The organism is Actinoplanes sp. NPDC051633 (assembly GCF_040681735.1).
Taxonomy (GTDB): Bacteria; Actinomycetota; Actinomycetes; order Mycobacteriales; family Micromonosporaceae; genus Actinoplanes.
The window spans coordinates 1-17,965 of record NZ_JBFAZH010000034.1 but is presented as its reverse complement, the minus strand read 5'-3'; the positions used below and the strand labels follow the sequence as shown (position 1 = coordinate 17,965).

Annotated in this window: 18 protein-coding genes; 10 read left to right on the top strand and 8 right to left on the bottom strand. The window is 71.8% G+C overall.

Annotated elements, in window-relative coordinates:
* A partial coding sequence (locus tag AB0M20_RS04080; RefSeq protein WP_364293378.1) for an FAD-dependent oxidoreductase occupies nucleotides 1-219 on the bottom strand: 219 nt, incomplete at its 3' end.
* 11 nt (nucleotides 220-230) lie between these two features.
* Entirely contained in the window at nucleotides 231-905 is a 675-nt protein-coding gene (locus tag AB0M20_RS04075; RefSeq protein ID WP_364293375.1) for a TetR/AcrR family transcriptional regulator, read from the bottom strand.
* Between the two features lie 85 nt (nucleotides 906-990).
* Here AB0M20_RS04075 and AB0M20_RS04070 point away from each other — a divergent pair, with 85 nt between their 5' ends.
* A complete protein-coding gene (locus AB0M20_RS04070) occupies nucleotides 991-3,117 on the top strand; it encodes an MMPL family transporter (protein ID WP_364293372.1) in 2,127 nt (708 codons plus the stop codon).
* A 16-nt stretch (nucleotides 3,118-3,133) separates the two neighbouring features.
* On the opposite strand, the gene AB0M20_RS04065 is transcribed toward AB0M20_RS04070, so the two are convergent.
* On the bottom strand, nucleotides 3,134-4,135 hold the full coding sequence (locus AB0M20_RS04065) for a YhjD/YihY/BrkB family envelope integrity protein (protein ID WP_364293369.1): 1,002 nt from the start codon (nucleotides 4,133-4,135) through the stop codon (nucleotides 3,134-3,136).
* Nucleotides 4,136-4,234: 99 nt separating this feature from the next.
* Here AB0M20_RS04065 and AB0M20_RS04060 point away from each other — a divergent pair, with 99 nt between their 5' ends.
* The 4 genes from AB0M20_RS04060 to ispG are packed head-to-tail and all read left to right on the top strand — an operon-like array spanning nucleotide 4,235 to nucleotide 8,466.
* Nucleotides 4,235-4,819, top strand: coding sequence for a Uma2 family endonuclease (locus AB0M20_RS04060; RefSeq protein ID WP_364293366.1), 585 nt, complete (start codon nucleotides 4,235-4,237; stop codon nucleotides 4,817-4,819).
* 5 nt (nucleotides 4,820-4,824) lie between these two features.
* Nucleotides 4,825-6,030, top strand: a complete 1,206-nt coding sequence (gene dxr / locus AB0M20_RS04055; protein WP_364293381.1) for a 1-deoxy-D-xylulose-5-phosphate reductoisomerase — start codon at nucleotides 4,825-4,827, stop codon at nucleotides 6,028-6,030.
* Nucleotides 6,030-7,286, top strand: a complete 1,257-nt coding sequence (locus AB0M20_RS04050) for a site-2 protease family protein (protein WP_364293363.1) — start codon at nucleotides 6,030-6,032, stop codon at nucleotides 7,284-7,286. The genes dxr and AB0M20_RS04050 overlap by 1 nt, the downstream gene beginning before the upstream one ends.
* Before the next feature lie 7 nt (nucleotides 7,287-7,293).
* Nucleotides 7,294-8,466 carry a flavodoxin-dependent (E)-4-hydroxy-3-methylbut-2-enyl-diphosphate synthase gene (gene ispG, locus AB0M20_RS04045; RefSeq protein ID WP_364293360.1) on the top strand — a complete coding sequence of 391 codons (1,173 nt, stop codon included), beginning with the start codon at nucleotides 7,294-7,296 and terminating at the stop codon, nucleotides 8,464-8,466.
* A gap of 5 nt (nucleotides 8,467-8,471) precedes the next feature.
* Here the strand turns inward: ispG and AB0M20_RS04040 are convergent, their stop codons facing one another.
* Nucleotides 8,472-9,311, bottom strand: a complete 840-nt coding sequence (locus tag AB0M20_RS04040) for a DUF4081 domain-containing protein (RefSeq protein WP_364293358.1) — start codon at nucleotides 9,309-9,311, stop codon at nucleotides 8,472-8,474.
* A gap of 162 nt (nucleotides 9,312-9,473) precedes the next feature.
* Here AB0M20_RS04040 and AB0M20_RS04035 point away from each other — a divergent pair, with 162 nt between their 5' ends.
* Nucleotides 9,474-10,025, top strand: a complete 552-nt coding sequence (locus AB0M20_RS04035) for a PadR family transcriptional regulator (RefSeq protein WP_364293356.1) — start codon at nucleotides 9,474-9,476, stop codon at nucleotides 10,023-10,025.
* Nucleotides 10,026-10,185: 160 nt separating this feature from the next.
* Here AB0M20_RS04035 and AB0M20_RS04030 read toward each other — a convergent pair whose 3' ends face one another.
* A complete protein-coding gene (locus tag AB0M20_RS04030) occupies nucleotides 10,186-11,154 on the bottom strand; it encodes an LLM class F420-dependent oxidoreductase (RefSeq protein WP_364293354.1) in 969 nt (322 codons plus the stop codon).
* A 164-nt stretch (nucleotides 11,155-11,318) separates the two neighbouring features.
* Between AB0M20_RS04030 and AB0M20_RS04025 the strand changes: the two genes are divergently transcribed.
* Genes AB0M20_RS04025 through AB0M20_RS04015 form a run of 3 tightly spaced genes read left to right on the top strand, consistent with a single transcriptional unit; the run spans nucleotide 11,319 to nucleotide 14,635 of the window.
* Nucleotides 11,319-11,897, top strand: coding sequence for an ATP-binding cassette domain-containing protein (locus tag AB0M20_RS04025; RefSeq protein ID WP_364293351.1), 579 nt, complete (start codon nucleotides 11,319-11,321; stop codon nucleotides 11,895-11,897).
* On the top strand, nucleotides 11,894-14,029 hold the full coding sequence (locus tag AB0M20_RS04020; protein WP_364293348.1) for a YhgE/Pip domain-containing protein: 2,136 nt from the start codon (nucleotides 11,894-11,896) through the stop codon (nucleotides 14,027-14,029). The genes AB0M20_RS04025 and AB0M20_RS04020 overlap by 4 nt, the downstream gene beginning before the upstream one ends.
* Before the next feature lie 6 nt (nucleotides 14,030-14,035).
* A complete protein-coding gene (locus AB0M20_RS04015; protein ID WP_364293345.1) occupies nucleotides 14,036-14,635 on the top strand; it encodes a TetR family transcriptional regulator in 600 nt (199 codons plus the stop codon).
* Here AB0M20_RS04015 and AB0M20_RS04010 read toward each other — a convergent pair.
* From AB0M20_RS04010 to AB0M20_RS04000, 3 genes are read right to left on the bottom strand one after another with little or no spacing between them, the layout of a single operon-like run.
* On the bottom strand, nucleotides 14,624-16,093 hold the full coding sequence (locus AB0M20_RS04010) for a serine hydrolase domain-containing protein (protein WP_364293342.1): 1,470 nt from the start codon (nucleotides 16,091-16,093) through the stop codon (nucleotides 14,624-14,626). The two genes, AB0M20_RS04015 and AB0M20_RS04010, sit on opposite strands and share 12 nt — an antisense overlap.
* The gene (locus AB0M20_RS04005) at nucleotides 16,090-16,602 is read right to left on the bottom strand and encodes an ArsR family transcriptional regulator (RefSeq protein ID WP_364293339.1); all 513 of its coding nucleotides are present in this window, start codon (nucleotides 16,600-16,602) and stop codon (nucleotides 16,090-16,092) included. Before AB0M20_RS04005 ends, AB0M20_RS04010 begins: the two co-directional genes overlap by 4 nt.
* Entirely contained in the window at nucleotides 16,551-17,207 is a 657-nt protein-coding gene (locus tag AB0M20_RS04000) for a DUF998 domain-containing protein (protein ID WP_364293336.1), read from the bottom strand. Before AB0M20_RS04000 ends, AB0M20_RS04005 begins: the two co-directional genes overlap by 52 nt.
* Before the next feature lie 25 nt (nucleotides 17,208-17,232).
* On the opposite strand from AB0M20_RS04000, the gene AB0M20_RS03995 reads away from it, so the two are divergent.
* Nucleotides 17,233-17,965: SDR family NAD(P)-dependent oxidoreductase (locus tag AB0M20_RS03995; RefSeq protein WP_364293333.1), on the top strand; the 733-nt coding region annotated here is incomplete at its 3' end.

Here is a 17,965-nt window from a genome sequence, read left to right as displayed (position 1 = left end):
CATCAGCCCCAGAAGGTACGACCCCGTCGACTGACCCAGGCCCGGCACCTTGGCGAACGGCCGCTCGGTGCGGGTGGCGCCGCCCAGCACCTCCGCCCGCTCGAGCACCACCACGCGCAGCCCGGCCCGGGCCAGCAGGATGGCGGAGACGAGGCCGTTGTGGCCGGAACCGATGATCACCACATCGGCGGTCCTGGGTAGCTCGGGAACGGAGGTCATGGCGAGGGAGCCTAGCGCGCCAAAGTTCGCAAAGTCCGCTCGAGCTCGAGCTCGAACAGCGGCCCGGCGTCGGTCACCGCCCAGTGCAACTGGCCGAACGTCTCCATCGCGATCAGCCCGTAGATGCGCGCCCAGCAGGACAGGAACTGGGTCACGACGGGCAGCGGGAAGCGGTCGCCGAAGGCGTCGAAATACGGCTGGAAGGAATGCGCCAGCCCGGCCCCGCCGACGTCGTCCACGGTGATCGGCTGCTCGTCCAGCACCCGGAAGAAGGCCTCGCAGAAACGCGCGCCGCCGTGGTCGAGCTCCTTCTCCGCCAGCCCCTGCAGCGGATTGCCGAAGACCAGCCCGAACTCCGCCCGGTTGGCCAGCGCCCAGCCGCGGAACGCCCGCGCCATGTGCCCGACCCGGGTCAGCGGGCCGTCATCCGCGTGCTCGGTGGCGGCCTGCTCCACCGCGGTGGTCATCTCGCCGAAGAGGTCGGTGACCATGGCCAGCGTCAGCTCGGTGAGGCTGTCGAAGTAGCGGTAGATGGCCGGGGCCGTCATGCCCATCTCGCGGGCGATTGCGCGCAGCGACATGGCCGCCGGCCCACCCTCGACCAGCAGCCGGCGCGCGGTCTGCTTGATCTCGGCGACGGTCGCCTCCCGCAGGCGCTCGCGCCGGCTCGGCGTGGCGGTCGTCATAGTTCTCCCGTCGGCATTGACCGAAGCTAACACCGTTGCCAGAGTAAACGGTGTTCACTCGTTCCGCAGAGGCCAGGTGGTCAGCATGTTCCGGTGGTGGGGGCAAGCGGTGGTCCGGCTGCGCTGGTGGGTGGTCGCCGGCGCGCTGGCGCTGGTTGCGGCGGGCGCGACGTGGGGGCTCGGCGTCTTCGGCGTGCTCTCGGGCGGCGGGTACGACGACCCGTCCAGCGAGTCCAGCCGTGCGACGGCCGCCATCGCCGACCAACTCGGCCGGCGCGACCCCGACGTGCTGGTCCTCTGGTCGAGTGACACCGCCACGGTCGACGACCCCGCGGTCCGGCAGTCGATCACCGCCGCGGTCGCGGCCATCCGTGCGCAGCCCGGCGTCGCGAACGTGACGAGCTACCTGGACAGCGAGACCCCGGCCCTGGTGAGCGAGGACCGCCGGGCGACGTACGCCGCGGTGCAGCTCACCGATGGCGACGCCGACGCCAAGATGGCGGCGTGGGACGCGCTCGAGCCGCACACCGAGGCGGCCGGACTGCGCACCGAGGCCGGCGGCAACGTGCCGTTCACCCAGCAGGCGAACGAGCGGACCGAGCAGGACATCACCCGGGCCGAGATCTTCTCCCTCCCGGTCCTGCTGGTGCTGCTCATCCTGATCTTCCGCGGCGTGGTGGCCGCCCTGTCCCCGCTGGTGATCGGCGGCATCGCGATCATGGGCGCGTTCGTCGCCGTCCGCGGGCTGACCTATCTGACCGACATCTCGGTCTTCGCGATCAACGTGATCACGCTGCTCGGGCTCGGCATGGCCGTGGACTACTCGCTGTTCGTGGTCAGCCGGTTCCGCGAGGAGCTGGCGAACGGGCGGGACGTGCCCGAGGCGATCCGGATCACCGTGGCCACCGCGGGCCGCACCATCGCGGTCTCCGGCCTGACCATCGTGCTGGCGCTGTCCAGTCTGCTGATCTTCCCGCAGTCGTTCCTCGGCAGCATGGCGATCGGCGGCATGGCGGCGGTGCTGATCGCCATGCTCGCCGCGCTGACCGTGCTGCCCGCGGCGCTCGCCCTGCTCGGCCACCGCATCGACAAGCTACGCATCCCGTCGCTCCGCCGCCGCGATCCCGCGGCTGAGGGCGGGGGATGGGCGCGGCTGGCGCACAGTGTGATGCGCCGCCCGGTGCTGTATGTCGTCGCCGTGCTGGCCGTGCTGGCGGTCTTCGCGCTGCCGTTCGGCCGGGTCGAGTTCGGCGGCTTCGACGAGCGGGTGATGCCGGCCGACACCCCGGCCCGCATCGTGTCCGAGGCGATCCGCGAGGACTTCCCGGGTGGCGACGTCAACCCCGTCTCGGTGTACGTGCCCGGTGGCGGCGCGTCCCGGCTGGTCAGCGAGATCGCGGCCATCCCGGGGGTGGCCGGCGCGCGGGCCGACGGCGATTCCCTCGTCACCGTCACCACGTCGGCGGCACCCACCACGTCGGCGGCGCGCGAGGTGGTCCGCGACATCCGGGCGCTCGACCCCGATGCCCTGGTCGGCGGGCGGGCGGCGGTCGACCTGGACCTGCTGGAGAGCCTGTCCGCGCGGCTGCCGTGGATGGCCCTGATCATGGCGGTGGCCACGATGCTGCTGCTCTTCCTCGCCTTCGGGTCGGTGCTGCTGCCGATCAAGGCGGTGCTGATGAACCTGGTGTCGATCGGGGCGTCCTTCGGCGTGGTGGTGTGGATCTTCCAGGACGGCCACTTCGAGGGCCTGCTGCGCTTCGAGTCCACGGGGTTCATCGAGCCGAGCAACATGATCCTGGTGCTGGCGGTGCTCTTCGGGCTGGCCACCGACTACGAGGTGTTCCTGCTGTCACGGGTGCGCGAGGAGTGGGACCGGACCGGGGACAACACGACGGCGGTGGCCACCGGGCTGCAGCACACCGGCCGGATCATCACCGCGGCGGCGCTGCTGCTGATCGTGGTGGTGGCCGGGTTCGCGACCGGCGGCGTGTCGGTGGTGAAGACCATCGGCGTCGGCATGATCGTGGCGATCATCGTCGACGCCACGCTGGTGCGGGCGCTGCTGGTGCCGGCCACGATGCGCCTGCTGGGCCGGTGGAACTGGTGGGCGCCGGGGCCGCTGGCCCGGGTGTACCGGCGGTTCGGCATCCACGAGTCGGACACGCCGGAAGCCGAGGGCCGGGAGCGGCAGCCCGCCGCGGTCGGCTGACCGGCTCGTGGCGCGGCTACGACCGGCCGGCGGGGTCTCCTTGGCCGAGCCCGGCCACGACCGGGCCGGTGCCCGGCTCGGTGCCCCGCTCGGTGTCCGGCTCGTTGCCATCACCGTCGCCAAAGCTGGAGTCGGCGTCGGAGGAGTCGGCGTCGGAGGAGTCGGCTCGACTCTCGGGATCTTCCGTCGCCTTGTCGGCGGCGCGGCGGCGCTGGTAGGCGCTGGCGGAAACCGTGGCGGCGTAGCCCACCAGGACGATGGTGTGGAAGAGATAGAGCCAGAGCCCGACGGCGACCACGCCGCCGATCTCGGTGAAGCCGCCGAAAGGGACGCCCAGCTTCAGCGGGAGCGAGCAGAAAAGCACGAAGCCGTGCAGGAAGCCGGAGAGGTTCGCCGCGGTGAAGGAGCCGACCAGCGTGGTCGCCAGCCACTCGGGGCGGTCGGGGGCGATGTAGCGGTAGACCCAGATCACCACCGGAGTCAGGACCAGCCACCACGCCAGGAAGGACAGCGCGAGGCCGCCGAACGCGTACCAGCCGCCGCGCACCCAGAGGCTGGTGGTCACCGGCAGCGCCATGAAGGCGGCCAGCAGCAGCGCCGGCGCCGCGGCCAGCAGCGGGAGCCACAGGATGCGCCCGCGCCAGCCGACCAGTTGCTCGCCGGGCTCGCGCAGGGAGACGAAGGCGCGGCGCAGCCCTTCGCCGTAGAGGGTGGCGGGCAGCAGGCTGGCCAGGGCGAGCAGCGGCGTCAGGTGCAGCCCGGCCTCGATCAGCACGGAGAGCGCGTGCGGCGCCCCGATCGCGTCCGGCAGGGCCTGGATCGTGCGGGAGGTCATCCGGCGCACCCGGTCGGCGCCGGCGATCAGCCCGGTGATCCAGATGGCGAGCAGCGCGACCGGCACGACCGCGATCCCGGCATAGAAGGTCACCGCCGCGGCGTGCAAGGACACGTCTCGCCCGCGCAGCGGCCGGAAGGTCGCCGCGACCACCCGCCGGACACGCTTCAGCCAAGCTCGCACCCCTACTTACTACCCGCTCCCGGAGTTATCCACAGCCGAGCGGCCGCGACCTTCGGCGATACCCTGATTCCGGCACTATCTCCCGCGGAGGTGAGTCACATGGCAGCACCCGCTCGCGAACCGTCATTTGAGCTGCTCGGCACGCGCGCCCAGCCGTGGACCGCCCAATCGGCCCTCGACCTGCTCCCGGAAACCTCCTGGCCCAGGGTCGAGGTCATCGGGGGGAGTGTCGTCGTGACACCGCATGCCGGCGTCGACCATCAGGAGGTCGAGCTCGAGCTCGGCTATCGCATGAAAGCGGCGGCACGATCCGTCGGCCTGTGGGTCTATTCGGAGATCAATATCGTCTCCGGTGACGACCTGTTCATCCCCGACATCGTCGTGTTGCGTCGCCCGGGCGGCGGGCGGAAGTCGATGCCGATCTCCGACGCGGTCCTGCTCGGCGAGATCGTGTCGCGCGGGAGCCGCCGGAAGGATCTGGTCGACCGCCCCCGCGGCTACGCCGAGGCGGGCGTTCCCTGGTATTTGAGGGTGGACTTCGTCGACCGCCGTCCGGTCCTGGTGCTGCATCGCCTCGTCGACGGGTCGTATCAACCTGTCCCATCCGGCGGCTCGATCTTCACGATGACCGAGCCGTTCGCCTTCTCCGTCGACCCGGCCGACCTCGTCGGCCCGGAGGCGTGACCGGGATGGGCGTGCGGGAGCTGGTGCTGCTCGGGTCCACCGGATCGATCGGGACCCAGGCGATCGACATCGTCCGGCGTAATCCGCACCGCTTCCGGGTGGTGGCGCTCGGTGCCGGCGGCGGCAACGTCGAGCTGCTCGCGCAGCAGGCGCTCGAGCTGTCCGTCGAGGTGGTCGGCGTCGCACGGTCGTCCTGCGTGCAGGATCTGCAGCTCGCCTTCTACGCCGAGGCGCAGCGGCGGGGCTGGGCCAGCGGCGACTTCCAGATCCCCAAGATCGTGGCGGGGCCGACCGCGATGGCGGAGCTCGCCGAGTGGCCCTGTGACGTGGTGCTCAACGGCGTCGTCGGCAGCCTCGGGCTCGCACCGACCCTCGCCGCCCTGCGGGCCGGGCGCATCCTCGCGCTGGCGAACAAGGAGTCGCTGGTCGCCGGCGGGCCGCTCGTGCAGCGCATCAGGCAACCCGGGCAGATCGTCCCGGTCGACTCCGAGCACTCGGCCCTCGCCCAGTGCCTGCGCGGCGGCCGGGACGCCGAGGTGCGGAGGCTGGTGCTGACGGCCAGCGGGGGAGCCTTCCGCGGGCGCACCAGGTCCGAGCTGACCAACGTCACGCCAGAGGACGCGCTCAAGCACCCGACCTGGGACATGGGCCCGGTCGTCACGATCAACTCCGCCACCATGGTCAACAAGGGGCTGGAGGTGATCGAGGCGCACGAGTTGTTCGGGGTGGCGTACTCGGACATCGAGGTCATGGTCCACCCGCAGTCCGTGCTGCACTCGCTCGTCGAGTTCACCGACGGGTCGACGCTGGCGCAGGCCAGCCCGCCCGACATGCGATTGCCGATCGCGCTGGCGCTGGCCTGGCCCGACCGGGTGCCCGAGGCGGCGGCCGCGGTCGACTGGCGGGAGGCGCACAACTGGGAGCTGCGCCCGCTCGACGACGACGCCTTCCCGGCCGTCCGGCTGGCCAAGGAGGCGGGCCGGGCCGGGCGACTGCGGCCGGCCATCTACAACGCGGCCAACGAGGAGTGTGTGGCCGCCTTCGTGTCCGGTCGGCTACCTTTTCTGGGCATCGTCGACACCTTGGAGGCGGTGCTGGCGGCGGCTCCCGACTTTGCCGAGCCGAGTACCGTCGACGACGTGCTGGCCGCCGAGGACTGGGCGCGTGCCTACGCACAGCGGACGATTGCGAACGCGGCTGAAGGAGCCTGATGCTGTACTGGGTCGGTTTTGTGGGGTTCGCGCTGGCAATCCTGATCTCGGTGAGCCTGCACGAGGCCGGCCACATGCTCACCGCCAAGGCGTTCGGGATGAAGGTCTCGCGGTATTTCGTGGGCTTCGGCCCCACCGTCTTCTCGTTCCGGCGCGGCGAGACCGAGTACGGCCTGAAGTGGATCCCGCTGGGCGGCTTCTGCAAGATCGTCGGAATGACGCCGCAGGACGACGACGTCGAGCCCGAGGACCAGCCGCGGGCGATGTGGCGGTTCCCGGTGTGGAAGCGCACGATCGTGATGTCCGCCGGCTCGATCACCCACTTCCTGCTGGCGATCGTCGCGATGTGGTTCGCCGCCGTGTTCATCGGCCTGCCCAACCCGAACATCCCGCAGACCGTGGCCGAGCAGCGCAACGCCCAGCCGATGGTCTACGTCGGCCCGTGTGTGCAGATCAGCCTGTCGGAGAACCCGTGCACGGTCGGGCAGAACGGCGATGTGCAGAGTCCGGCCGCCGCCGCGGGGCTCAAGAGCAACGACGTCATCACCAAGGTCGGCGACACACCGATCGCCAACTACGGCCAGCTCACCGACGTGATCCGTGCCACCGAGCCGGGCCCGACGGTGTTCGAGTACACCCGTGCCGGTCAGCCCGGCAGGACGACCGTCAACCTGATCGCCGCGCAGCGCCCGCCGCTGGACAACCCGAAGGGCCCGGTGACGCAGGTCGCGGTGGCCGGTGTCAGCTGGACCACCACCGAGCCGGGCCTGGTCACCTACAGCCCCGGCGACGCCTTCGGTGCCACCGCGGACTACACCGGCACGATCGTCGAGGGCACGTTCGCCGCGATGAAGCGGATCCCCGAGAAGGTGCCGGCCCTGTGGCACTCGATCACCGGTGACGAGCGTGACCCGGACACCCCGATCAGCGTCCTGGGCGCGAGCAAGCTCGGTGGTGAGGCCATCGCCGCCGGGCTCCCGCAGGTGTTCCTGATGATCTTCATCTCGCTCAACATGTTCATCGGCATCTTCAACCTGCTCCCGCTGCTGCCACTCGACGGCGGGCACATCGCGATCGCCTGGTACGAACGCGCTCGCTCATGGCTCTACGCCCGGCTCCGCAAGCCCGACCCGGGTCGCGTGGATTACTTCAAGTTGATGCCGCTGACGTACGCCGTAATCTTGATTGGTGGGGCCTTCACCCTGCTCACGATCACGGCAGACGTCGTGAATCCGATCTCGATCTTCTCGAGGTGAAACAACCTTGACCGCAGTCAGTCTCGGCATGCCCGCGGTGCCGCCGCCTCCGCTGGCGCCGCGCCGTCACAGCCGGCAGATCATGGTCGGCCCGGTCGCGGTCGGCGGTGGCGCACCGGTCAGCGTGCAGTCGATGACCACCACGCTCACCGCCGACGTCAACTCCACGCTGCAGCAGATCGCCGAGCTCACCGCCAGTGGCTGCCAGATCGTGCGGGTCGCGGTGCCGTCGCAGGACGACGTCGAGGCGCTGCCCGCGATCGCCAAGAAGTCGCAGATCCCGGTCATCGCCGACATCCACTTCCAGCCGAAATACGTCTTCGCGGCGATCGACGCCGGGTGCGCCGCGGTGCGCGTCAACCCGGGGAACATCCGCAAGTTCGACGACCAGGTCAAGGAGATCGCCAAGCGCGCCTCCGACGCCGGCATCCCGATCCGGATCGGCGTCAACGCGGGCAGCCTCGACAAGCGCCTGCTCGAGAAGTACGGCAAGCCGACGGCCGAGGCGCTGGTCGAGTCGGCGCTGTGGGAGTGCTCACTGTTCGAGGAGCACGGCTTCCGCGACATCAAGATCTCGGTCAAGCACAACGACCCGGTCGTGATGATTCGCGCGTACCGCCAGCTCGCCGAGCAGTGCGACTACCCGCTGCACCTCGGCGTGACCGAGGCCGGCCCGGCGTTCCAGGGCACCATCAAGAGCTCGGTCGCGTTCGGCGCGCTGCTGGCCGAGGGCATCGGCGACACGATCCGGGTCTCACTCAGCGCCCCGCCGGTCGAGGAGATCAAGGTCGGCCAGGCCATCCTCGAGTCGCTCGGCCTGCGCGAACGCGGCCTGGAGATCGTCTCGTGCCCGTCGTGCGGGCGCGCGCAGGTCGACGTCTACACGCTCGCCGAGCAGGTCACGGCCGCGCTCGAGGGCTTCCCGGTGCCGCTGCGCGTGGCCGTCATGGGCTGCGTCGTCAACGGCCCGGGCGAGGCCCGCGAGGCCGACCTGGGCGTCGCGTCCGGCAACGGCAAGGGCCAGATCTTCGTCAAGGGCCAGGTGATCAAGACGGTGCCGGAGTCGATCATCGTCGAGACCCTGGTCGAGGAGGCGCTCCGCCTGGCCGACCAGATGGGCGCGGACCTGCCGGACGAGCTTCGCGAGCTGATGCCGGGCCCGATCGTCACCGTCAGCTAGGAACGCTAGAAGAGGACCGTCGCGAACGTGCCCGCTGGGGCGAAGCCGCAGCGGGCGTACGCGTGCCGGGCCGGGGTGTTGTAGTCGTTGACGTAGAGGCTGACCGTCGGGGCCACCCGGCGCAGCGCGTCGCTCGTCACGGCCGCCATCGCGGCCGCCGCCATGCCGCGGCCGCGGAACTCCGGGTCGACCCACACGCCCTGCACCTGGGCCGTCCGCGCGGTGACGATCGCCAGCTCGGCCTTGAAGATCACGCGGCCCTCGTGGAACCGCGCATACGCCCGGCGTGACCGGACCAGCTCCGCGATCCGCCGCCGGTATCCTCGCCCGCCGTCGTCCTGCAGCGGCGAGACGCCGACCTCCTCGGTGTACATCGCCACGGCCGCCGGGAAGAGCAGGTCCACCTCGTCGCCGCGGACCAGCCGCACCTGCGGGTCGGGCGCGATCCGCGGCTCGGTGTCCGCGACCATCAGCGGCTGGTTCGGGCGCACGTCACGGGCCGGGCCCCAGTGCCCGCCCAGCCTCTCCCACAGGTCGAGGACGGCGTCAGCCCGGCCGATGATCGACGAGCAGATGCGCGGCTCGGGGCCGAGCAGGTCGGCGAAGGCGGCCACTGCCGACGGCGTCGCGCACACCGGTACCAGGTGCGCGCCGGACCAGATCAGCGATTCGACGCGGCGGCCCGGACCGTACCCGTAGACCCGCCCGTCGGAGCGCCACCAACTGAGCCCATGGGCCGCCACGCGCTCGGCGATCTGGGCGCCGGCGTAGGGGTCACGGTCGAGGATCCGCTCGACCGTCGTCCGCTCGGACTCCCCGAGCTGGCGCATCGGCACGGTCAGCACGTCTACCAGATTGCCAGACGAGGGGGGTCTCACACCCTCGGCCCGACGGTCAGACGAGAAACCCTTGCGAGCGATGGGTTGCCGATATATCGTCTAACTATCGACAACAGAACGGAGAAGATCATGAGGCAGGAACATTTCCGTCGCTTGCATGAGGCTCGCATGCGTGGAGGCTTCGGCTTCCCACCCGGCTTTCCCTTCGGCGGTCCGGGCCACGGTGGTGGCTTCGGTGGCCGTGGCTGGGGCGGCCCCGAGGGCCGTCGCCGCGGTGGCCGTGGCGGCCGGCCGAACGTCCGGCCGGCCGTGCTCGCCCTGCTCATCGAGCGGCCGATGCACGGCTACGAGATGATTCAGGAGCTGGAGAGCCGCACGGGCGGCATCTGGCGCCCGAGCCCCGGTTCCATCTATCCGACCTTGCAGCTGCTCGAGGACGAGGGCCTGATCGAGGCCGAGTCCATCGGCGGCCGCAAGACCTACCAGCTCACCGAGGCCGGCCGGGCCGAGGCCGAGACGGCGGCGCAGAACCCGCCGTGGAGCCAGTTCAGCGACGACTCGATGTCGCAGGCGCAGGACTTCCGCGACGCGGCCGTCGGCATCTTCGACGCGCTGCGTCAGGTCGGCTTCAACGGCACGCCCGAGCAGCGTCAGCGCGCGCTGGAGGTCCTGACGGACACCAAGCGCCGGCTGTACGCGATCCTCGCCGACGGCGAGTGAGTGACCTTCGAACGAGCCCGCGCCAAGCCAGGTGCGGGCTCGTTCCACGTCAAGACCAATATGGGTACGAGCACTCGTCCGTCCCGTGACACGCACGCCGGCGAGCGGTGGGTCGCCGCCTCCGCCCGGCCGCCGGGCTGTCCCGGCGGCTGGGCCAGGTTCACCGGGGCGGACCCAGCTCCGTGAAGAGGTTGGTCAGGCCCTTCAGACCGCCTGCCTGTAGATCCGGCGTCGGGATCAGCGCCTGGACCGGGACCGCCACGCCCGCGTCCTGGTAGGCCTGCACCTTCGCCCGGCACTCGGCCGGGGAGCCGTGCACGACCAGGTCGTCGACCACCTCGTCGGGGATCGCGGCCAGCGCGCCCTTGCGGTCGCCCGCCGCCCAGGCCGTCCACATGGCCTGCAGTGCCGGGCCCCGGCCCAGCCACCGGTGGAACTCCGCGTATGCCGGAACCGACAGGTAGGCCGCGATCATCCGGCGGGCCGCGTTGCGGGCGTAGGCCGCGTCCGCCGTCGGGCACACGAAGATTCGCGCGACCGTCTCGAAACCGGCTCCGGCGCCCTTGGTCTCGGCCAGCGCGGCGGGGACATCCGACGCCGCCAGCCAGTTCATGATCACGCCGTCCGCCTCGGCCGCCGCCAGGCGCAGCATGCCGGGGCGCAAGGCGGCCAGGTGGATCGTCGGCGGCGTGGCCGGCGGGCGCTCGAGCCGGAACCGGCGTACCGCGAAGGTCTCGAACTCCTGGTCCACCACCTCGCCGGCCAGGGCCGTCCGCAGGAACCGCAGCATGTCGCGGCTGCGGGCGAACGGCTTTTCGAAGACGGCAGCGTTCCAGTCGCCCGACACCACGGGGGAGGACGCGCCGATGCCCAGCCGGAACCGGCCCGGCGCGGTCTCGGCCAGCGCGGCCGCGGTCATCGCCAGCAGGCCCGGGCCGCGGGTGTAGACCGGTGTGATCGCGGTGCCCAGCTGCAGCGTGGGGGACCAGATCGAGGCGAGCGTGAGCGGCGTGAACGCGTCGCTGCCGTTCACCTCGGACGACCACACGTCGGTGAACCCGGCATCGGCCAGGGCCGCGAAGACCGCGGCGTGATCTGCCAGCGGGATTCCGCCGATCGGAACGGTCATACCCCAGCGATTGGCCATCCCCCGATCCTGCCGGTCGGGGAGGAGACCAATCAAGATCGACCGGCAGAAGCAGGTATGCCGTGACATGCGCCACCACTAAAGCGGGCGAGGGTGGAGACGGAGTAAGTTTTTGTACTGACCAGTCAGTTTAAGTAGGGATCATCATGTCAGTGCTCGTCTGCGCCGGAGCCGGCGTCCGCCACGGGCGCCGCTGGGTGTTCCGTGACCTGGAGATCCTGGTCGAGCCGGGCGATCTGATCGCGGTGACCGGCCCGCCGGGCAGCGGCCGCACCACCGCGCTGCTGGCCCTTGCCGGCCGCTTCCGGCTCTCGGAGGGCTCGGTCGATCTCGTGGACGCCGGGGCGGCGCTGGGATTCGTGCCGGGCGTCACCGACCCGGAGCCGGTCATGACGGTTGCCGAGCACATCCGGGAGCGACGGGCGTTGCTCGGGCTGCCGAAGGCCGACGTGCCACTGCTCGGGCTCGATCCGGCGGCCAAGGGGTGGCAGCTCAGCCGTTTCGACCGGCAGCTGCTCGGCATCGTGCTCGCGCTCATGGAGGAGCCGCAGGTCATCGCGCTCGACGGCATCGACGAGGGGCTGGACGCCGGTGAACGCCGGCGGCTCCGGCAGGTGCTGCGGGAGGTGGCCGCCACGGGCGTCGCGGTGATCGTGACCGCCCGGCACCTCGGCGAGGGAGACGAAGAGCAAGACGAGGACTTCACGACGGAGGTACGGCTGTGAGCGGCACATTCCGGCTGGCGGGCATCGAGCTGCGGCGGTTCTTCCGCGGGCGGCTTACGGCGGCGGCGCTCGTCGTGCTCGCGGTCGTCCCGCTGCTGTACGGCGCGCTGTACCTCTACGCGTTCTGGGATCCTTACGGCCGCCTCGACCACGTCCCGGCCGCCCTGGTCATGCAGGACCGGCCGGCCCGGGCGAGCGACGGCACGAGCGTCCATGCCGGGCAGGATCTCGCCGACGAGCTCGTCGACCGGCGCATCTTCGACTGGCGGGTGACCGACGAGCGGACCGCACAGCGTGAGCTGACCGACGGCGACGTCCACATCCTGCTGCGCATCCCCGCCGACTTCTCGGCCGACCTCGTCACCGGCCCCGACCAGGACGCGACACCGCAGGCCGCCCGGCTGAGCGTGACCACGGACGACGCGACCAACTACCTCTCCGGGGTCTTCTCCCGCACCGCCTTCGACGAAGTGCGCGCCGCCGCGGCCGCGTCCGCCGCGGAGGGCTACTTCGACAAGATGCTGATCGGCTTCACCGACCTCAAGCAGCAGACGCGCGACGCGGCCGACGGCGCGGGCCGGCTGGACGACGGCGCGAAGGACGCCGAGAGCGGGGCGAGCCGACTGTCCAACGGGCTCGGCGACGCCGGGGACGGCGCGACCCGGTTGAGCAACGGCCTCGGCGCGGCGGCCGGCGGAGCCGGCGACCTGAGCACCGGCCTTGCGCAACTCCGCACCGGCGCCGCGCAGCTCGCGACCGGAACCCGGCGGGCGGCACAGGGCGGCCGGGAGCTGGCGACCGCGGTGGACGCCGCCGCCGACCGCATCGAGCCCGTGCTGCGCGACAACGCCGAGCTCATCGAGGACGCGGCCGACCAGGTCGCCAAGGGTGCGGCAGCCCTGGCGGCCAACGTCGACGAGCTCGACGGCGCGGCCGCCGACGCGGTCCGCACCGCCGAGCAGTTGCGGTCCTATCTGGACGGCCTGCCCGATGACACGCCCGGCATCGACCGGGCGCGGGACACGGCCGACGACCTCGTCGTGGCCGCGAAGAGCATGCAGACGACGATCCGGAACGCGGATCTCGATGAGCTCGCGACCAACCTGAGAGGGATCGCCACGACCGCCCGCGCGGTGGCGAATGCCGCACCCCACCTGGCCGATGACGTGGCGAGAGCGCGTACCCGGGTCGACGCTCTTGCGAACGGCCTGGACCGGCTCGAGGCCGGCGCCGGACGGCTCAGCCGAGGCACCGCCGATGCCGCCGCCGGCGCAGCGGACCTTCGCGGTGGGCTCTACCGGCTGGCGTCGGGCGCGCGGCAGCTCGACGGAGGCCTGACCACGCTGGCGGACGGCGGCCGGCGCCTCGCCGACGGGCTCGGTGATCTGGAGGGTGGCGCCGCGAAGCTGGCGCGAGGCTTGGCGTCCGGCGCGGAGAAGATCCCGGGGTACGACGACGCGGACAGCCGGGCCGGTGTCCTCGGCGATCCCGTTGCCCTCGACCGCGCCACGCGGCACCCGGCCGGGACCTACGGCGTGGGGTTCGCGCCCTACTTCCTGGCGTTGGCACTGTGGGTCGGCGCGATGATCACCTTCATGGTGCTGCGGCCGCTGAACCGCCGCTATCTGATGTCCGCCGCGCCGAGACCGCGCGTCGCCCTGGCCGGCCTGCTACCCGCGGTGGCGGTCGGTGTCGCCCAGGCGACGCTGCTCTTCGCCGTGGTGCACCTGGGACTGGGCCTGGACCCGGTGCACCCGCTGGTGACGTGGGGTCTGCTGATGCTGGCCGCCACCGCCTTCGCCGCGATCATCCAACTGCTCGGCGCCGCGCTCGGACCGGCCGGCCGGATCGTCGCGCTGGCCCTGCTGATGCTGCAGCTCACCTCGTCGGGCGGCACGTACCCGGTGCAGACCACGCCCGGGTTCTTCCAGGCGATTCACCCGCTGTTGCCGATGACGTACGTGGTGGATGCACTCCGGCACGCCATCGACGGAGGTCCGGCCGGTACGGTGATGACCGGTGCGCTCGCGCTGCTGGGCCACGGCGCCGGCGCCCTGATCCTGACCATCCTGGTGGCCCACCGCGCCCGTCGGCTGACGCGAGCGGCCCTGCACCCGGAGCTGGTGATCTAGCAGGCGATGACCGTCGACGGCCGGACGCGAAGGCGGGAGGACACCCGGCAGCGGCTTTTCGAGGCCGCCGTCGCGCTGATCGCCGAGCAGGGCTTCTCGGCGACCACGGTCGACGACATCGCGCTGCGGGCCGGGGTCGCGAAAGGCACGGTCTACTACAACTTCGCGTCCAAGACCGTGCTCTTCGAGGAGCTGCTCCGGCACGGCATCGGGCTGCTGACCGACGAGTTCCGCGCGGCCGTGGCGGGCCTGCCGCCCCGGGACGCGGTGGGTGCGCTGGTCCGGGCGCAGCTCGAGTACATCCGGCGCTACCGGGCCTTCGCCCAGCTGCTGCTCTCCGAGATGTGGCGCACCAACCGCGAGTGGCAGCAGACGCTGATCCTGCTGCGCGAGCAGGCGATCGGGGTGATCGCCGAGACGGTGCAGGCCGGCGTCGACTCCGGCGACCTGCCCGCCGAGCTGGACGTGCGGGTGGCGTCGTCGGCGCTCTTCGGCGTCGGGCTCGTGGTGGCCGTCGACTGGCTGGTCTTCATGCCGGAGCGTCCGATCGAGGACGTCGAGGAGTCCCTGCTGGCGATCGTCCGGCGGGTGGGCTCACACGATTAGCCACAGCACGACCGCGCTGACCGCCAGCGACACGGCCGTCCCGGCCCGGCGGACCGCCGGCCGCCCGTCGGCGATGACCGGCAGCCCGCGCCACCGCAGCAGGAGGGCGGCCAGCCCGGCGGCGGCGCCGCCGACCGCGAGCGACCACAGCCAGGGCGGCAGGATCAGCCACGCGCCGACGCGATGGACGACCAGCAGCACGGCAACGGTGGACACCGTCGACCCGACGACACGCAGCCGGTCGGCCTCAGGCAGCCAGATTGACCGCTTGCGCACTACGGCGAGCAGGAGCAGGGCCAGCGCGCCGTAGCCGAGGAGGACGAGGCCGATGGCGATCCTGGGCAGACCGGGCGAGGCCGACCGGAGGCCGGCGGGGACTTCCGCGCCGAGCAGGCTCAGCCCGATCCACTCGACCGGCCGGTCGGTGTTGCCGAGCACGACGACGCCCTGCCCGGTGGAGCGGTCGAAGCCCACATAGGACCGGAAGCCGCCGGTCGAGCCGTTGTGCCAGGTGATGTCGCGGTCGCCGTACCGGTCGGTGAACCAGGCGTAGCCGATCCGCTCGCCGTCCGCGTCGCCGTCGAAGCGGGGCCTCGCGGCGTCCGCGCCCGGTGCGGTGCCGGCCATCGTGGCGGAGACCAGCCGCGCGAGGTCCTCGGCCGTCGACCGCGGGCCCGCGCCGGCCGGTGCGTAACCGGCACTCGTCCACGGCTCGGCGTCGAGGCCGGAGGCGATCGTGCCGCGGGCCAGGCCGGGCGGCGCGGGGTCGGCCGGGAGCGGGTACGTGGACGACATGCCCAGCGGCCGGAGGATCCGATCGGTGACGAGCTGCTGATAGGTCGTACCCGCCTTGACCGCCAGCGCCTGGCCGAGCAGCGCCATGCCGAAGTTCGAGTACCCCACCTCGCCGCGGTCGTCGCCCGGCTCGGCACCGGCCGCCGAGTCGAACAGCGCGCCGACGTCCGCACCGGCGTAGGGATTGCCGCCGTTGACGTTGGTGAGCAGCGACCGCGCGAACGCGAGTCGATCGGGGGACACGCGGGGCAGGCCGGACCGCTGACTCGCCAGCTCCTCGAGCGTGATCGAGGCCGTGGGATCGCCGAGCTTCACCGCGGGCAGCGTCTCGCCGAGCGTGTCCTGCGGGTCGACGACACCGGCGGCCGACAGGTCGGCGAGCAGCATGCCGGTCATCGTCTTCTGCACCGAGCCGATCTCGAAGAGCGGCCCGCCCGCCGGGTCGCCGAGCAATGCGGACGACACCCGGCCACGGTCGATGAAGGCGACTGACAGGCCGCGGTATCCGCCGGTGTCGCCGGCCACCATCTCGAGCACCCGCTCGCCGAGGGCCCGGTCGCCGCCGCGGGCGTTGCCCAGCTCCGGCGGATCCGGCGCGATGAGCAGGGACAGCAGGGCGGCCGCCAGGCCGGCGACGAGTGCGATGAAGGGCGGACGTCTCATCGGCGTGCTGCCGCGATGATGACCAGCAGCGGGATCACCCGGTCCCCCGGCACCGAATAGTGTCCCCGGCCGGACGAGCGCAGCCAGCCGGCGCTCACCAGCTGCCGCAGGTGGTGGTAGAGCTGCCCGCTCGTGCCGAGCTCCTCCTGCGCGGCCAGGTCGGCGGTGGTACGCACGCCCTCGAGCACCCGGCGCAGCAGCAACAGGCGCACCGGATGGCCGAGCGCGTTGAGCACCTCGGCGGTCGCGGTCCAGTCGTCGGCGAGCAGCTGCTGCACCAGGTGGCCTTGCTGCCACTCGTAGTGCTCTCCGGTGGGCAGGTCGACGGCGCCGGTGAAGAGCACCGCCCCGCCCTCGTCGGTGACGCGTTCGGTGAGGCCGTGCAGGGCCCAGAAGACGTCGTCCTCCGCGGGTGCCTCCGCGAGTGGCTCGATGGGTGGCTGGGCGGACCGGCCGATCAGCTCGGCGAGCTGCTGCTCGACCGCGGCGAGGCGGCTTTCGACGTCCATGACTCCACTATTACGTAATTACGTACTAACGTCAACGCGGCCGTGGTGACCAGCCACGCGACGGCGACCAGCAGCAGGATCCGTTCGAGGGCCGCCCCGAGCGGCGTGCGGCCGGCGAAGAGCATGGTCAGGCCGAGCGTGCCGCCGAGCGGCACGGTCAGCGCCGTGGCCACCGCGGCCACCCGGCGCTCGAGCGGCTGCGGATCCTTCCACCACACCGCGGCCATCGCCGCGGCCAGCACGGCCATTCCGACGACACTGGCCGCCGTGTGCACCACGTCGGCCACGGTGGTCGGTTCGAACGGCGGCAGCGGACACCCGCCACTGCACGAGACCACGCCGGACACTCCGGCCAGCACCGCCGCGACCCACAACAGCACCGACGCCGGCCACAGCCGCGTGAAACCCAGGAGGCCGACCCCGAGGGCGAGAGCGATCAGACCCGTCCGGTACGCGCCCGCGAACCGCTGACCGGCGGTGCCGGCCTCACTCACGTACCCGGCGAACCACGAGCCCGGCGCCGCGACCAGGGCGACGAGCATGACCGCCGCGCCCACCAGCACCGCGAGGCCGGCGACCGCCGGCAGGATCCGGGAACGCGTCATCCGCCCATGATGATCGAATGGTCGGATGACCCGCACGGTGGTGGTGACCGGTGGCAGCTCGGGCATCGGGCTGGCCGCAGCGGTCGCCCTGGCCCGGCTCGGCGACGAGGTGGTGCTGCTCGGCCGCGATCCGGAGCGGCTCCGACGAGCGGTGTCCGCGGTCGGCGAGGCCGGCGGGCGCACCCCGGCCTCGTATCGGGCCGACTTCGCCGTGCTGGACCAGGTGCGGGCGGCGGGTGAGCGGATCGCCGCCGAGCACGAGCGCATCGACGTGCTGATCAACAATGCCGGGGCGCTGCATTCGGTGCGGCCCCTCACGGTCGACGGTCACGACCCGACGATGCAGGTCAACCATCTGGCCGGCTTCCTGCTGACCCACCTGCTCCTGGACCGGATGAGTTCGGCGCGGATCGTCACCACCGCCTCGGTGGCCGAGGCCTGGGGCGTCCTCGACGTCGACCGCCCGGGCCGGCGACAGCTCTCCAGATGGGCCGCCTACGGCGCGAGCAAGCAGGCCAACGTGCTCTTCACGATCGAGGCGGCCCGGCGCTGGGCCGGGCGGGGCGTGGTGCCGACCTGTTTCTTCCCGGGCTTGGTCCGCAGCGGTTTCGGCACGCGGAGCCCGCTGTTCACCGCGGCGAAGCTGGTTCCCGGCCTCTTCCGGAGCAACGAGCAGGCCGCCGACACCCTGGTCTGGCTCGCCACCGACCCGGCCGCGCTGGTGCCGGGCGGATACTTCGCGTGGCGTGGCCGGTTCC